Below are 14,267 nucleotides of genomic sequence, written 5' to 3' on the forward strand. Positions count from 1 at the left end.
GGCGCCGGTGCGTCACCGGCTGGTGTCCCGCTCAGTAGGCAGGACGGTGCTCGCCGGACTGTTGCGCTCCGATACTCGACGACGTGACTGCTGATGCTCAAGCCAGGCCGACGCACCCGGAGTCGACGGTCGACCGCGACGAACTGAGGGCGCACCTGCGCGATGCGGACGCTGGTGTGCTGGTCGCGGTGCTCGCGCAGCTGACGGGCGATCCATCAGTCGTCGACCGGTACGGACCCAAGATCACCCACGTGCCGGATCCGCCCGAGCGCGCGGGCACCACCGATGCCGACACCAGGGACGCGCTCGTCACGGCCGTGATCGAGGCGATCGACTCTCCGCGGCCTCCAGACGCCCCGGCGCCCGACGACCCGGTACTGTTCGCCCGGCTGTTGCCGCTGGCACTCGGTTCCGACGTCGAGGACGAGTTCGTTCCACTGCTGCTCGAACAGGGCGGTTTCCAACTGTCCCAACCGACGCTGCCGCGCACGGTGCCGATCCCGGAGACCACGACAGTGGCGATCATCGGCGCCGGGATCGCCGGCATCATCACCGCGCTCGCCGCCGCCGACGCTGGTGTGCGCTACCAGATCTTCGACCGCAACGACGAAGTCGGCGGCACCTGGCTGACGACCAGGTATCCCGGGATCGGGGTGGACACTCCGTCGGCGTACTACTCGCTGTCGCGGGAAGTGAATCCCGACTGGTCGAGCTACTACCCGCAGGGCGCGGAGTACCAGAGCTATTTGGTTGCCCTCGCCGACAAGTACGGCCTGCGCGAGCACACCCGGTTCGGTACCGAGGTGGAAGCTCTGTGGTGGGACGACGAGCGCAAGCAATGGCAGATCCACGCGGTCGACCGGAACGGCAACCGCGACGTCAGCCACGCCACGGTGGTGGTCACGGCCGCGGGCTACCTCAACCGCCCGCGGTGGCCGGACCTCAAGGGGCGGGAGACCTTCGAGGGCATCAGCATTCACTCGGCGCAGTGGGACCCGTCGCTCGACCTGACCGGCAAGCGGGTGGCGATCATCGGCGCAGGATGCACTGCCGTGCAGATCGTCGACGCCTGCGTGAACGAGGTCGAGCATCTGACGGTCTTCCAACGACAGCCGCACTGGGTCGCGCCGCGCAAGCGGCCGTCCGACGACGTTCCGGAGCACCGTCGATTCCTGGGCCGCCACCTGCCGTACTACGCGAACTGGCACCGGCTGAAGTCGTACTGGGCTACCGCCGACAACAACTATCCCGTCATCCTGCGGGATCCCGAGTGGGCCAAGGACCACCTGTCGATCTCGCAGGCCAACGACGTACTTCTGCAGATGTGCCTGACCTACATCACCGAAACCTTCGGTGAGGGAACCGAACTGGCGAAGAAGGTGACACCGGATTTCGCGCCCTACGGTAAGCGGATCATTCGCGACCCGGGCGGCTACTACGCGGCGCTGACGCGAGACCACGTCGACGTGGAGGCCAGCGAACCGGCCGCGGTGAACCCGAAAGGCATTGTCACGCAGGACGGCAGGCAGATCGACGTGGACGTCATCATCTACGCCACCGGATACCATCTCGACTTCCTGTCCACGGTTGACATCCGTGGTCGCGGCGGTCGGACGTTGCAAGATGAGTGGCGCGACAGCCCACGCGCGTACCGCGGCGGCACGGTGCCCGGTTTTCCCAACATGTTCATCAATTCGGCGCCGAATTACAGTCCCGGTCACGGGGCCGGCGCGAACTTCTCGATGGAAGTGATGGCGCACTACATCATCGAATGCCTGCATCTGATGGCGCTGCGTGAGGCCTCCGCCATGGAGGTCACGCGCGAGGCCTACGACGAGTACGTCGACCAGATCGACGACGCAATGTCCCGGACAGTGTGGTGCCACACGCCGAACGCACACACCTACTACCGGTCGGGTTCGGGCCGTGTCGTGGTAGCCACGCCGTATCGCCTGGTCGACGTGTGGCACCAGCATCGGGCGCCCATCGAAGAACACTTCGAGCTGTCATGACTGGATTGCTGGAAGGTAGGACAGCGCTCGTCACGGGCAGCAGCCGTGGCATCGGGCGTGCTGTGGCGCAACGACTCGCGGCCGAAGGCGCCACGGTCGTCGTGACGGCCCGTTCGTTCGAACCCTCGGCGTCGGTGCGCGGTGGCGCGGTGACTGCGTTGCCGGGCACAATCGCCGAGACCATCGAGTTGATCGAGCACGCTGGTGGCAAAGCGCTCGGGATCGCCGCCGACCTCGAAAACCCCGAGCAGCGCGAGCGTTTGGTCGACGAGGTCGTCGAACACACCGGTGGACTCGACATCCTGGTCAACAATGCGGGCTTCGCCGACTACGCGCGGGTCGAGGACATGGCTCTCGACACTTTCGACCGCACCCTCGAGCACTACCTACGCACGCCGTTCGTGCTTACCAAGACCGCCGTGCCACACATGCGCAAGCAGGGCGCGGGCTGGATCGTCAACATCGGGTCGGTGACCGGCATCGCACCGGTGCGGCCGTACCGGGAATACAACAAGACGTCGGGCGACGTCATCTACGCGTCGTGCAAAGCCGCGCTGCACCGGTTCACCCAGGGTGTTGCGGCCGAACTGCTCGACGACGACATCGCGGTCAACTGCGTCGGCCCGTCCACCGCGATTCGTACACCCGGTGCGTCCCAACTGATTCCCGACTCCTTTCCGACCGAACCGGTGGAGTACCTGGCCGAGACGGTGCTGGCGATGTGCCACCGGCCGGCGGCCGAACGCACCGGTCTGGTCGCGTTCAGCCTGCACTATCCGTGGTCGCAACGGCTTGCGGTGCACAGCCTCGACGGTGCGACGGTGCTGCCGCCGCTGGAACCGCCCGCGACGGCGAACCCCAACATCCTCCCGGCTGGCATGTAGACGGTATGGGGGGCTGGGGCCTCGCTCACATGTGAACGTGGGTTGCCGTCAGGAAGTGGTCCTGGCCGGTAGAGCCACAGATGTGGGAGGCCCCAGTGAAGGTTCAGCGTACGAGTGTTGGTTTGGATGTGCACGCACGTTCGGTGGTTGCGTGCGGTCTTGATGGTGACACCGGAGAGCTCTTCGAGCGGCGATTGACCCCGGATCACGGCGAGATCGTGGCGTGGCTGAACGACCTTCCGGGTCCGGTGGCCGCGACCTACGAGTCCGGCCCGACGGGGTTTGTGTTGGCGCGCAGCATCAACGCCGCCGGGATCAGGTGTTCGGTCGCCGCGTCGTCGAAGCTGCAGCGTCCGGTCGGTGATCGAGTCAAGACCGATAAACGCGATGCTCGCCATCTGGCCCGGTTGTTACATTTGGGCGAAATTGTGGAAGTCGAGATCCCTAGTGTTGAGCAGGAATCCGCACGCGATCTGTTCCGCGCGCGTGAGGCCTGCCGCAAAGATCTGATGGCCGCACGCAACCGGCTCTCGAAGCTGCTGCTGCGCCGGGGCATCGTCTACTACGGCGGGACGGCCTGGTCGCGCAATCACGAGCGATGGCTGCAAAGCCAGCGGTTCGACGACCCCGCGCTGGCGATCGCCTACGACACCGCCTTCGACACGATGCTGACCACCACCGCTCGCCGTGACCGCCTCGATGCAGCCATCACCGCGATGGCCGCCGATTCCACGTTCACCCCGGTGGTGACGCGGCTGGGGTGTCTGCGCGGTGTTTCCACGTTGACGGCGTTCGGGTTGGCCACCGAAATCGGTGACTGGCATCGGCTGACCGGCCGCTCGATCGGCGCCTATCTCGGGCTGGTGCCCTGCGAGTACTCCACGGGAGACAATCGGACCCAGGGCGGGCTGACCCGTACCGGCAACACCCACGCACGCCGGTTGCTGATCGAGGCGGCCTGGCATCACCGGCCAGCGTATCGGCCCGGCGAGGTGATGCGACGACGCTGGGATGCCGCCTCGGCGGCGGCACGGGCCCGCGGCCAGCACGCCAACCGACGACTGCACGCCCGCTGGGTGCGATTCAACGAACGCCGCAAACGCCCCGTGGTGGCCAACGCCGCCATCGCTCGCGAGCTGGCCGGCTGGTGCTGGTCATTGGCCGTCATGGAGGACTGAGGCCACCGATCGTCCAGGTGGGCGTATCGAGGTGTCGGCAAGCGTCTTGGAGTGACCCGCGAAAATCGCTATGAGCAATCATGTTGCCCTGCAAGTTGATCACGCTCGATCAGTAGACCTGCGATCCACTCCGACTCGAAGACCCGTCCTGCGGTAACCAACCCGCGCATATCAGACTGACACGCGTCGATAAGACACGCTCGACACCAACGGCTGCTCACCTGGTCAACGAAGCGGCGGCCGCGACGACGGTTGCGGCCGCCGCCTCACCCTGCCCACTTGACAAACCGCCCCCCATATCAGCGATTTCGGTGCGCTACCGGTCGCTGAGCGAGTGGTAAGGCACCGAAATCACCCGCCGAAGACGCTCTCGAGCGGGCCGACGTGTGCGCGGTTGACCTTGATGCGCTCGACGATTCGCCACCGGCCCGCCCGCCGTTCCCAGCGGTCGCGATAGTCGCCCATGGTGTAGAAGCGCTCCGCACCGTCGGCGGACAGATGCAGGTCGTGAACGTAAGCCCGCGAAACCGCGGAGTCACCCGCGACGTCGACGATCACGTTGCCCAGCAGATGCTGGGTCGGACCGCAGGCGTCGAGATAGCTCCGAATGAGCGCGACGATGGCGCCACTGCCGACGAGCGGTCCCGTGCCAAGGTCGCCCGTCGCGTCATCGGCGAACACCTCGGCGACAGCCGACCAGTCATGGTCGTCCATCGCCCGTGCGGTGGTGTAGAGCGCGCGCTCGATGTCGCGCTCGTCGAGAAGACGCTGCAGCGCATCAGGATTCATCGTGACTCACTCCGACGATCGCAGAAGCTGTGGCAGACGCGGTCACGCACGATGACCTCAGGGCATTCCGGGTCGAACCAGCGATCGACGTAGGCCCAGTGGATCGGATGCATGAGATACGGGCCCATCAGACTCTCGACATCGGTGAACTCCTGCTCGAAGACATGGGTCCACGGCGAGGTTCCGACCGCCGACTCGACACGGCTGAGTTGCCATGTGCAGATCGACGTGACATATCGGGGGAGTAGCCGAAGATCGGCTTCGAACCGCGCGACTGTCGCCTCATCGGTGTCCGGTTGCACCCGCAACAGCAGCGTCCGGTAGACGCTGCCTCGGCATTCCGAAGCGGTGATCGCGCTGCCGGTATAGGTGGCGCCGTTGACCTGGCCAACCGCAGGCCCCGACAGCATGGCGTCGAATGACGCAGCAATCGAGGCCCATTCGGCCGCACGTCGAAACCGCAGATGCATGAGGAGATCGCCGCCGTTGCGCACGCCGGGCAGCGTCGGCTGAACCAGCGCCCGCTCCGCACCGCTGTTGCTCGCCGCATCGCGCAGTTCCTCAACCAGGCGGTCGCGGGCCGTGTCGTCCGCGGTGTCGATCAGTCGGACGACGTTAAACATCGCCCATCCCGTCGACGTCGTCGGCCGCCGCCGCGACATTGCGGGTTCGCTCCACAATCAACTCGGCAACGCCCTCCCACCACTGCCCGATTGACGGGTCCGGCCGGCCCTGCCACGTCATCTCCCACCAGGCCCGCGGGCTGGGCAGCGTCCAGGTCGCCGTGACGACGTTCGACTGGTCCTCGAACCAAATCGGCGGGCTGACCAGGATCTCGCGCAACGTCATCCCGCGTTCTCTTGCCCCTGGCGCGTATTCGGCGAGGTAAGTGTCGACGAACTCTCGGGCGCACCCCGGCCGGGTGATGACGCGATCGACGACATAAACGGCGCCCATGGGTCCGACGATATGCGGGCCCAGCGGCATGATGCTGTCCGTTCCCATCCATCGGGATTGCCCCGTTCGGATGCCTGATCCGGACGGCATCGTGGTGCCATGAATCCGTTCGACCCGGCACGGCTCGGGCCGGTGACGCTGCGCAATCGCGTGATCAAAGCGGCGACCTCCGAGGGCCGATCGCCCGACGGCATGGTCACCGACGATCTGATCGACTTCCACGTCGCGTTCGCCGAGGGCGGCGTGGGTATGACGACGGTTGCGTACTGCTGCGTGTCGAAACAAGGTGCCAGTGCGCCCGGACAGATCGTGATGAGCCCGGCGGCGCTGCCGGGGCTTCGGAGGCTCGCTGACGCGGTGCACGGCGCGGGTGCGGCGATCTCGGCGCAACTCGGCCACGCCGGCGTCGTCGCGCAGAAGCGGCTGACCGGCGTCACCGCGGTGGCCCCCAGCCGGTTCGTCAACCCGACGTCGTTCGCGTACTGCCGAGAGATCACGCGCGACGAGATCACCGCCGTCACGGAACAATTCGCAGCAGCAGCACAGGTGGCGGTCGACGCTGGGTTCGACGCCGTCGAACTCCATTTCGGGCATCTCTACCTGCCGAGCTCCTTCCTGAGCCCGTTGATCAACCGGCGCAAAGACGGCTACGGCGGCTCGATCGACAACCGGTCGCGGTTCGTGCGTGAGATCGCGGCGCGGGTGCGTGAGGTCGTGGGGGACCAGATCGCCGTGACCGCGAAGCTGAACATGGACGACGGCATGCCCGGCGGCATCTGGATCGACGAGGCGCTACGCACGGTTCAGTTGCTTGACGGCGATGCCACGCTCGACGCTATCGAGCTCACCCAGGGCTCGTCGGTGTACAAGCCGATGTACTTGTTCCGCGGCGACGTGCCGGTCAAGGAGTTCGCAAAGGTGATGCCGAATGCGCTGCGCCCGGGCGTCCGGTTGGCGGGTAAGCGCGTCATGGGCAGCTATCCGTACCGCGACCTCTACATGCTCGACGCGGCACGGCAGTTCGTGCCCGTGGTCCGCTATACCAAACTGATTCTGCTGGGCGGTATCACGAACCGCGACCACATTCAAACAGGTCTGCACGAGGGCTTCGACTTCGTCGCGATGGGCCGAGCGTTGTTGCGCGAGCCTGATCTCGTCAACACGATGATCGCCGATCCCGGTGCGCGCAGTCGGTGTACGCACAACAACAAGTGCATGGTCACGGTGTTCGGGCGCACGCACTGCGTGCTCGATCCCGATCAGCGCTACAGGGCGACGGCCGAGCTATCCGGCGAGCCGGCGAGCAACTGACGCAGTTCCCGGCCCGCCCGCCGCCGGGCCTCGTGCGCGATGTCGAGCATCGGCATCGTCATGAATCCGTGGATGCCGCCGTCGAAGTCGCATCGCACGGTCGCAACGCCCGCGGCCGCCAACGCGTCCGCATATGCGGCGCCTTCGTCGCGCAGCGGATCGTGACCCGCGATCACGACCACCGCTGGCGGCAGGCCATCGAGGTTCGCGTGCAGCGGCGAGGCGTAAGGATGCGTGCGGTCCGAGTGCGACGGGACATATTGGTCCCAGTACCACTGCAGCGCAGGCCGCGGATTGTAGAAACCCTTGCCGTACAAGCGATACGACTCTGTGTCGAAGTCGGCAGCGATCATCGGATACAGCAGTAGCTGAGCGGCCAGCGCCGGCGCGCCGCGGTCCCGGGCCATCAGCGCTGCCACCGCCGCGAGATTGCCACCCGCGCTGTCGCCGCCGACGACGATGCGGTTCGCGTCGCCACCGATCTCTGCGGCGTTGTCCGCCACCCACCGCGTCGCCGCGTACAGGTCTTCGGCCGCGGCGGGCCAGCGGTGGTCCGGAGCAAGCCGGTAGTCGACCGAGACAACCACGGCGGAAACGAGATTCGCGAGACTTCGGCACAAGCCATCGTGACTGTCGAGGTCGCAGAACACGAAACCTCCGCCGTGCGCATACACCACCACGGGCAACGGCCGCGCCGCGGACGGCCGGTATATCCGCACCGCGATCGGGCCGTCGGCGCCGGCAATCTGCAAGTCCTTTACCGCGCCAACCGGTTCGGGGTCCGCCGGAGGAACCAGACGCGCTCGAATCGCCGCACGCGCTTCGGCGCCGGTCATCGTGTGCACGGGCGGAAACCCGGAGTCGAGCGCCTCGATCAGCGAGGCGATCTGGGGGTCGAGGTTCACGCGTACTGCAGCGCCGGTTCCCGCCCGGCCACCGGCCGCAATGTCGGTCCGCCACGAAGCGGTCGAGCTTGCTGCAGCGTCGGGGCCACGCGCTTGGGGCCGTCTTCGACGTTGCGCCAGATCCCCATCGCGGTCATCCGCACCGGCGCCACCAGACGTTGGTCGAACGCCATCCTGCTCATCGGTCCGCATACCGACACGGCGGCGACCGCATCGTTCGGTCCGCCGATAGCCGCTGCCACACAACCGAATCCGGCCAGCGACTCTTCGCGGTCGAACGCGACCCCGTGCGCCCGCACCTTTGCCAGTTCGGTCGACAGCTGCGCCGCCGTGCTGATGGAGTACCGGGTGCGGCGGTTCGAGAGGTCGACCCCGTCCCAGGCGTCGGTGTTGAAGGCCAGCATCGCCTTGCCGACGGCCGAACAGTGTGCCGGCTGGCGCCCGCCTACACGGCTGGGCAGCGCCGCGCTCATCCCGTCGCCGATCTTCTCCAGATACACGACGTCGGATCCGTCGAGGACGGCCAAGTGGACGACGAGGCCGGTCGCACGATGCAGATCGTGCAGCAATGGGACCGCGGCGCGGTGCATCCGATCCTGATGCACGGCCAGCGAGCCCAGTTCCACCAGGCGCATGCCCAGTTCGTAGTCCCGTCCACTGCGGCGAAGCCAGCGCAGTTGGACCAGGCGCTCGAGCATGCGGTGCGCCGAGGAGCGGGGCAGCCCGGTGCGCCGGACGATCTGGGCCAGCGTCAACCGGCCAGGACCGTCGAAGGCGTCGAGAACGAGCGATACGCGATCGATCACTGCGCTGGGGGTTTCAACAGGCGGTGTCATGAGGCCTCCGGGCGGCTGCTGTAACGACGATTCACATTCCTAATAGGAATATGACTATTTGTAGCACAAATGTGCAGCCTGTCACACGTTCGGTGGCGGTGTGTCGTCGAACACGCGCCTGAGCTGGGGATTCTGGACGACGGCCTAGGGTGCGACAGCCGTGCTCCGCGGATCGATGAGGATCTTCGCGTGGGCCTCGGCGGTTCCGAGCACCTCGAAGGCCCGAGCCACACCGTTCAGTCCGACCGTGCCGGTGACGAGCACCGAGGCGTCCAGTTTGCCGTCGGCGAGCATGTGCAGCGTGTCGCGGAACTCCAGCGGCGTGTATCCGAACACGAACCGCATGTCGATCTCCTTGCCGATCGCCATGGCGGGCCGGATCGCATCTGTGCCCATGCACACCCCGACCACGACGACCCGGGTCTGCACGGGTACCGCGCCGACGATGCCGTCGATCACGCCGGGCACGCCGACACATTCGAAGACCACTGGACGCTTCGGACTCGCAGCGCCGACAGCGTCGGCCATGCGGTAGAGGTGCGACCAACCGGGCAGTCGGCGCAACTTCTCCATCGAGCCCACGCCCAATTCATAGAGTTCTGGAGCCCGGGTGATGGCGCCGGATTGTTCGGTGGCAGCGTATGGAGATTCGACGCCGGGATCCACCACGACGTGCGCACCGCAGAGCGACGCCATCTCGCGGCGGGTGGTGGAGAAGTCGCTCGCGACGATCGTCTGCACGCCGAGCGCCTTCAGGTGGCAGATCACCGCGAGGCCGACCGGCCCGCAGCCGATCACGATCGCGGTGTCGCGGCGGCGAATCTCACTGCGGCGCACCGCATGTAGCGCTACTGCCATCGGCTCCGTCAGCGCCGCGGTGTCCACGTCCAGCCCGTTCGGGACGACGAAGCTCATCGCGGCCTCGACGAGAACCCGCTCGGCGTAGCCGCCCGGCGCCAGCGGTGACAACCCGGTCAGGTGTACCCCGCCGGATGCGCGCAACAACGGGAAAGAGACCACCGCGGTGCCCGCCTTGAACTCCTTGGCGGCACCTCGGCCGCGCTCGAGGACCTCGCCGCAGAACTCGTGGCCCAACACGACAGGCGTGTCGCCGCGCATGAAGTCGGGATAGCCCATCTCGTCCATCACGCCGGTCAGTTCATCGGCGTGGTCCTTCGCATGGAGGTCCGATCCGCAGATCCCGCATCGTCGCACCTCGAGCAACAGTTGCCCGCGCGCGGGTTGCGGTGTCGCCAGGTCGACGACCGACAGGTTCCCGTGCTCACAGCTGACGGCTTTCATCCGTGCATCCTCTCCCATACGCGCGGCAGAGGACCCGCGAATCTCAGGCCCGGGCGGCGCTGCGTCCCGCCCGGCGGCCGTAGAAGCTGCCGTCGCCGAGCGACACGCCACTCGCGTAGCCCCACGCAGCCAGGCCAGCGGTGCAGCGGCCGGCGGCGAACAATCCCGCGATGGGTTCGCCGCTGACGTGAAGCACCTCGCCGGCCAACGAGGTCAGCAGTCCGCCGAGCGTGAAGCCGCCCGTGCTGTCGCGAAGGTCGATCGCGCCCACGGGCGTTCCGATCGGACGCAGCCACTGCGGCTTCTTGTGCAGCAGCGGGTCTTCGCCGTTGGCCGCCCCCGCGTTGTAAGCCGCCACGGTCGCCTGCAGCGAGCCGGGCGCCAGGCCGATCTCGGCTTCGAGTTCGGCGACGGTGTCGCACACCCAGCTGGCGGGACGCATCATCATCTGCGGCGACAGGGATGCCATCGCCTCTTCCTGCGCATCGCCGTCGATGACCAGGTACGCGGTGTTGTCCTGGTGATAGAGGGTGAGTTGGCCGACGCGTCCGGGGTAGGTGTCCTCGGCGACATAGCGTTGCCCGCGGCCGTTGACCAGAACCCCGCGGACCAACTGTTGCGGATCGATGAAGATCGCGACCTCGGTGGCGTCCATGTGCGCGAGATCGGCGCCCAGCGCCTGCGCCATCCGGATGGCCTGCCCGTCGTGCTGCTCGATCGACGCGGCGGGACGCCCGGCTATGCGTGGGGCGTACTGCGCGACCATCGCCTCGTTGTAGGCGAAGCTGCCCATGGCCAGCACCACACCGCGGCGCGCCCGAATGGCGACGTCCTCGCCGTAGCGGCGTGCGACGACGCCGACCACGCGGCCGTCGGACTCGACAATCAATCGCTGCACCCGCACGTCGTACAACGCCCGCGCCCCTGCGCCCGTGGCCGTTTCGACGATTGGCTTCATCAACATGTACCCGGCGCTCGACTCGCCCTGCACCTTGTTCGACATCTGCGGGACGTGGCCGCGCGGCGCCGGCATGGCGATGGTGTTGAAGGGGTAGGAGTTCTCACCGCCGCTGAACATCAGGCCCTGGTCGCCCATCGGCTCCCATCCGGGCTCGCCGAAGAATTCGGGCTTGAACACCACGCCGTTCTCGACCAACCAGTCGAAGTGGTCCAGGCTGCCCTCGCAGTAGTCGGCGATGCGCTTTTCGTCGGCACCGGGCCCCATCGCGACGTTGAGGAATGCCATCATGTTTTCGACGGAATCATCGAAGCCACAAGCTTTTTGGATCGGAGTACCGCCGCCGAGGTAGATGAAGCCACCGGCCATCGACGCCGCGCCACCCCACGACCCGGTGCGTTCGAGGACCAGGACGTCGGCACCGTGACGGGTGGCCTCGACCGCCGCGGCGGCACCGGCGATACCGAATCCGGCGACGACGACATCGGCCTCGTCGTCCCAGCGCGCGATCTCCGAAGCGGGCAGGGGAGTGACGTCGTCGACGGTCATGGCCGCATGGCCGCCGGCAGGTCCGACACCCATTCATGGCCCCAGTAGCTGTCGGCCGTGATTTCCTCAGCGGTGTAATGATTTTCATCGACGCGCATGCCGTCGGTGCCGAACTCGATGTCCCAGTCGCCGGGTGCGCGCACGTAGAACGACACCATCTTGTCGTTGGTGTGCCTGCCCAGCGTCGAGGACAACTGGAAGCCGTCCTTGTTCACCCGGTCCAGCGCTTGGCCGACGGCGTCGAGGCTGTCGACCTCCACCATGAGATGAATCACGCCGGGATCGCGCAGCGTCATCGCGGGGCAGATCGCCAGGCTGTGGTGGCGCTCGTTGATGCCGAGGAACCGGACGCGAAGCGGGCCGAACTCCGGTGGTGTCGGCACCCGGAACGCGCCGCGGGACTTGAATCCGAGGACTTCCGTGTAGAAGTCGAACAGTCCCGGCACATCGAGGGCGGGCAGCACCACATGGCCGAGTCCTTGGTCAGCGGTGACGAACCGGGCGCCGAACGGCGTCACCACGGGGCTGTGGTCGAGGACTGCGCCGTGGAAGACCTCCGTCGACGTGCCCGCGGGATCGTCGAATGCGATCACTTCTTCCACGCGCCGGGCATCGGCCTCGGCCAGAGAAAGTTCCTTGACCGCCACACCCGCGCCTTCCAGCGTGGCCTTGACCCGCTTCAACGCGGCGTGGTCGCGCACTTCCCAACCGACCGTGACGATCTTGTCCACGTCGCCGGGCACCACGATGATGCGGGCGGCGCGCTCGTCCATTCGCAGGTACAGGGCGTCGTTGTCCGGGCCCGAACCCTCGGCGAAGCCGAGCACCTTGAAGGCGAAATGACGCCACCGCTCGATGTCGGTGGCCTGAACCTTAACGTAGCCAAGGCTTTTCAGATCGCTCATCGGGATCCCCACTAGATCAGCGCCCGCAGCGGGCCCTGCGGGTCCACGCCCAGCGAGCTCAGTGCCGACGCGTGGTACACGGTGCCGGGCACATGGATTGCGTGGGCCTGCCCGACGTGCGCGTCGCGCCAGTACCGCTGCAGCGGCTTGTCCATGCGTGCGGCGTTACCGCCCGAGCGGGCGAAGATCTCGTCGACCGCCGACACCGCGCGCCAGACCGCCCGCACCTGCGTGCGGCGACCGGCGGCGCGGTCCTCGAAGCTGACTTCCTTACCCGCGGCGACCATGTCGTAGATGCGATCGGCGTTGGTCAGCAACTCCTGGCGCGCGGCGTAGATGTCCGCGGCCGCCTCGCCGATGGCGTACATGACGTACGGATCGTCCTTGATCGCCACCCCGCTGGAGTTGACCCGCTCACGCTGGTAATCCAGGTGCGCGGCCAGAGCGCCCTCGGCGATCCCGATCGTCGCGGCCGAGATGCCCAACGGGAACATCGTCGACCACGGCATCAGGTAGAGCGGTTCGGTCATGCCCGCTTCGCGCTGGGCGGTTCCGTCCATCACCTTCGTCGCGTCCATCGTGCGGTATTCCGGCACGAAGGCGTCGCGCACGATGACGTCCTTGGAACCCGTGCCGCGCAGGCCCACCACGTCCCAGGAGTCCTCGACGATCTCGTAGTCCGAGCGCGGCAGGATCATGTGCAGCATCTGCGGCGGCATCAACGGCTTGCCGTCGGCGTCGCCCAGCATGGCGCCCAAGATGATCCAGTCACACGCGTCGGTGCCGGAACTGAACTGCCACCGGCCGTTGAAGAGATAGCCGCCATCGACCGGCTTCGCGACACCCTGCGGCGCGTACGGCGATGCCATCCACGTGTCGATGTCGTCGGCCCAGACCTCTTCGCCCACCCGCGGGTCGGCATAGGCGAGCTGATACGGATGCACCCCCACCACACCGTTGATCCAGCCCGCCGCGGGGTCCAGCGCCGCGGTCGCCATCACCGTCTCGGCGAACTCCCGCGGATGGGCCTCGTAGCCGCCGTGCTTCTTCGGTTGCAGCAGGCGGATCGAGCCCGCGGCCTTCATCGCCTTGACCGTGGTGTCGGTCAACCGCCCGATCTTCTCGGCCTCGACCGCTTGTTCTGTGAACTGGTCGGCCATCTCAATCACCCGGTCGAGTACGCGCTCGCTCATGCTGATGTCCTAACTGTGTGGGCCTGATTGATGGTCTATCGCAGACGGCGTCCGTACGGGGCCGAATCCCGGTCAGCGGACGAGAATCGGCGTCAGTATTCGATCCGGACCTCATCGCTGACCGGTCGGGCCTGGCAGCCCAGGATGAGGCCTTCGGCGAGATCCGCGGGTTCGAGGATGTCGCACGTGTCCATGTCGACCTCGCCGGACACCACGGTCGCAACACACGACCCGCAGTGCCCTTCGCGACACGAGTGGGGCGCGTCGATGCCCGCATCGAGCAACACGTCGACGAGGGTCCTGTCGCGCGGCCATCGCAGCTGGTGGCGAGCGCCGTCCAGGTCGACGGCGACGGTGGCGTCGACTCGCGTGCCACACGCTTCGGCTCGAGACATGTGGAGATCCTGACGGTTGACGTCGCGCGGGTCGACGAGCAGTTCCGATGGACGGACGACTCCGCCGGAATTGTCCGGTCAACGGGAAATCGA

General features: G+C 66.9%; 14 protein-coding genes. 4 read left to right on the forward strand and 10 right to left on the reverse strand.

Annotated features, from left to right (window positions below; genetic code table 11):
• Positions 1-83 precede the first annotated feature (83 nt).
• The 3 genes from G6N18_RS02960 (at position 84) to G6N18_RS02970 (ending at position 4,074) form a co-directional block, all read left to right on the forward strand.
• The gene (locus G6N18_RS02960) at positions 84-2,012 is read left to right on the forward strand and encodes a flavin-containing monooxygenase (RefSeq protein ID WP_083000519.1); all 1,929 of its coding nucleotides are present in this window, start codon (positions 84-86) and stop codon (positions 2,010-2,012) included.
• Positions 2,009-2,896 (forward strand): SDR family NAD(P)-dependent oxidoreductase, encoded by an 888-nt coding sequence (locus G6N18_RS02965; protein ID WP_083000517.1) that lies wholly within the window; start codon positions 2,009-2,011, stop codon positions 2,894-2,896. Before G6N18_RS02960 ends, G6N18_RS02965 begins: the two co-directional genes overlap by 4 nt.
• A gap of 95 nt (positions 2,897-2,991) precedes the next feature.
• Positions 2,992-4,074 (forward strand): IS110 family RNA-guided transposase, encoded by a 1,083-nt coding sequence (locus G6N18_RS02970; protein ID WP_456152525.1) that lies wholly within the window; start codon positions 2,992-2,994, stop codon positions 4,072-4,074.
• 351 nt (positions 4,075-4,425) lie between these two features.
• Here G6N18_RS02970 and G6N18_RS02975 read toward each other — a convergent pair whose 3' ends face one another.
• From G6N18_RS02975 to G6N18_RS02985, 3 genes are read right to left on the reverse strand one after another with little or no spacing between them, the layout of a single operon-like run.
• Positions 4,426-4,863 (reverse strand): nuclear transport factor 2 family protein, encoded by a 438-nt coding sequence (locus G6N18_RS02975; RefSeq protein ID WP_083007279.1) that lies wholly within the window; start codon positions 4,861-4,863, stop codon positions 4,426-4,428.
• Complete coding sequence (locus tag G6N18_RS02980; protein WP_109749597.1) at positions 4,860-5,486, reverse strand: Dabb family protein; 627 nt, start codon at positions 5,484-5,486, stop codon at positions 4,860-4,862. The genes G6N18_RS02975 and G6N18_RS02980 overlap by 4 nt, the downstream gene beginning before the upstream one ends.
• Complete coding sequence (locus tag G6N18_RS02985) at positions 5,479-5,820, reverse strand: hypothetical protein (RefSeq protein WP_067223108.1); 342 nt, start codon at positions 5,818-5,820, stop codon at positions 5,479-5,481. The genes G6N18_RS02980 and G6N18_RS02985 overlap by 8 nt, the downstream gene beginning before the upstream one ends.
• A 99-nt stretch (positions 5,821-5,919) precedes the next feature.
• Here G6N18_RS02985 and G6N18_RS02990 point away from each other — a divergent pair, with 99 nt between their 5' ends.
• The gene (locus G6N18_RS02990) at positions 5,920-7,131 is read left to right on the forward strand and encodes an NADH:flavin oxidoreductase (protein WP_083007277.1); all 1,212 of its coding nucleotides are present in this window, start codon (positions 5,920-5,922) and stop codon (positions 7,129-7,131) included.
• Here G6N18_RS02990 and G6N18_RS02995 read toward each other — a convergent pair.
• The 7 genes from G6N18_RS02995 to G6N18_RS03025 all read right to left on the reverse strand — a co-directional run bounded on the left by G6N18_RS02995 (position 7,086) and on the right by G6N18_RS03025 (position 14,174).
• Positions 7,086-8,036 (reverse strand): LipP1 family hormone-sensitive lipase, encoded by a 951-nt coding sequence (locus G6N18_RS02995; RefSeq protein ID WP_083007275.1) that lies wholly within the window; start codon positions 8,034-8,036, stop codon positions 7,086-7,088. The genes G6N18_RS02990 and G6N18_RS02995 overlap by 46 nt on opposite strands.
• A complete protein-coding gene (locus G6N18_RS03000) occupies positions 8,033-8,872 on the reverse strand; it encodes an IclR family transcriptional regulator (RefSeq protein ID WP_083007272.1) in 840 nt (279 codons plus the stop codon). The genes G6N18_RS02995 and G6N18_RS03000 overlap by 4 nt, the downstream gene beginning before the upstream one ends.
• A gap of 144 nt (positions 8,873-9,016) precedes the next feature.
• Positions 9,017-10,174: a zinc-binding dehydrogenase gene (locus tag G6N18_RS03005; protein WP_083007270.1), complete on the reverse strand. Its 1,158-nt coding sequence runs from the start codon at positions 10,172-10,174 to the stop codon at positions 9,017-9,019.
• Positions 10,175-10,217: 43 nt separating this feature from the next.
• Positions 10,218-11,681, reverse strand: coding sequence for an FAD-dependent oxidoreductase (locus G6N18_RS03010; RefSeq protein WP_083007284.1), 1,464 nt, complete (start codon positions 11,679-11,681; stop codon positions 10,218-10,220).
• Positions 11,678-12,586, reverse strand: a complete 909-nt coding sequence (bphC, locus tag G6N18_RS03015; protein ID WP_083007287.1) for a biphenyl-2,3-diol 1,2-dioxygenase — start codon at positions 12,584-12,586, stop codon at positions 11,678-11,680. The genes G6N18_RS03010 and bphC overlap by 4 nt, the downstream gene beginning before the upstream one ends.
• An 11-nt stretch (positions 12,587-12,597) precedes the next feature.
• Complete coding sequence (locus G6N18_RS03020) at positions 12,598-13,779, reverse strand: acyl-CoA dehydrogenase family protein (protein ID WP_067223034.1); 1,182 nt, start codon at positions 13,777-13,779, stop codon at positions 12,598-12,600.
• A gap of 92 nt (positions 13,780-13,871) precedes the next feature.
• Positions 13,872-14,174: a 2Fe-2S iron-sulfur cluster-binding protein gene (locus tag G6N18_RS03025; RefSeq protein ID WP_083007267.1), complete on the reverse strand. Its 303-nt coding sequence runs from the start codon at positions 14,172-14,174 to the stop codon at positions 13,872-13,874.
• Positions 14,175-14,267 lie beyond the last annotated feature (93 nt).

The organism is Mycolicibacterium celeriflavum (genome assembly GCF_010731795.1).
Classification (GTDB): domain Bacteria; phylum Actinomycetota; class Actinomycetes; order Mycobacteriales; family Mycobacteriaceae; genus Mycobacterium; species Mycobacterium celeriflavum.

What these genes read in the sequence shown, in the direction of transcription:
- G6N18_RS03005 (WP_083007270.1), bottom strand. Translation starts at nt 10,174, where the DNA reads ATGAAAGCCGTCAGCTGTGAGCACGGGAACCTGTCGGTCGTCGACCTG.
- G6N18_RS02980 (WP_109749597.1), bottom strand. Translation starts at nt 5,486, where the DNA reads ATGTTTAACGTCGTCCGACTGATCGACACCGCGGACGACACGGCCCGC.
- bphC (WP_083007287.1), bottom strand. Translation starts at nt 12,586, where the DNA reads ATGAGCGATCTGAAAAGCCTTGGCTACGTTAAGGTTCAGGCCACCGAC.
- G6N18_RS03025 (WP_083007267.1), bottom strand. Translation starts at nt 14,174, where the DNA reads ATGTCTCGAGCCGAAGCGTGTGGCACGCGAGTCGACGCCACCGTCGCC.
- G6N18_RS03020 (WP_067223034.1), bottom strand. Translation starts at nt 13,779, where the DNA reads ATGAGCGAGCGCGTACTCGACCGGGTGATTGAGATGGCCGACCAGTTC.
- G6N18_RS02990 (WP_083007277.1), top strand. Translation starts at nt 5,920, where the DNA reads ATGAATCCGTTCGACCCGGCACGGCTCGGGCCGGTGACGCTGCGCAAT.
- G6N18_RS02985 (WP_067223108.1), bottom strand. Translation starts at nt 5,820, where the DNA reads ATGGGCGCCGTTTATGTCGTCGATCGCGTCATCACCCGGCCGGGGTGC.
- G6N18_RS02975 (WP_083007279.1), bottom strand. Translation starts at nt 4,863, where the DNA reads ATGAATCCTGATGCGCTGCAGCGTCTTCTCGACGAGCGCGACATCGAG.
- G6N18_RS03010 (WP_083007284.1), bottom strand. Translation starts at nt 11,681, where the DNA reads ATGACCGTCGACGACGTCACTCCCCTGCCCGCTTCGGAGATCGCGCGC.
- G6N18_RS03000 (WP_083007272.1), bottom strand. Translation starts at nt 8,872, where the DNA reads ATGACACCGCCTGTTGAAACCCCCAGCGCAGTGATCGATCGCGTATCG.
- G6N18_RS02965 (WP_083000517.1), top strand. Translation starts at nt 2,009, where the DNA reads ATGACTGGATTGCTGGAAGGTAGGACAGCGCTCGTCACGGGCAGCAGC.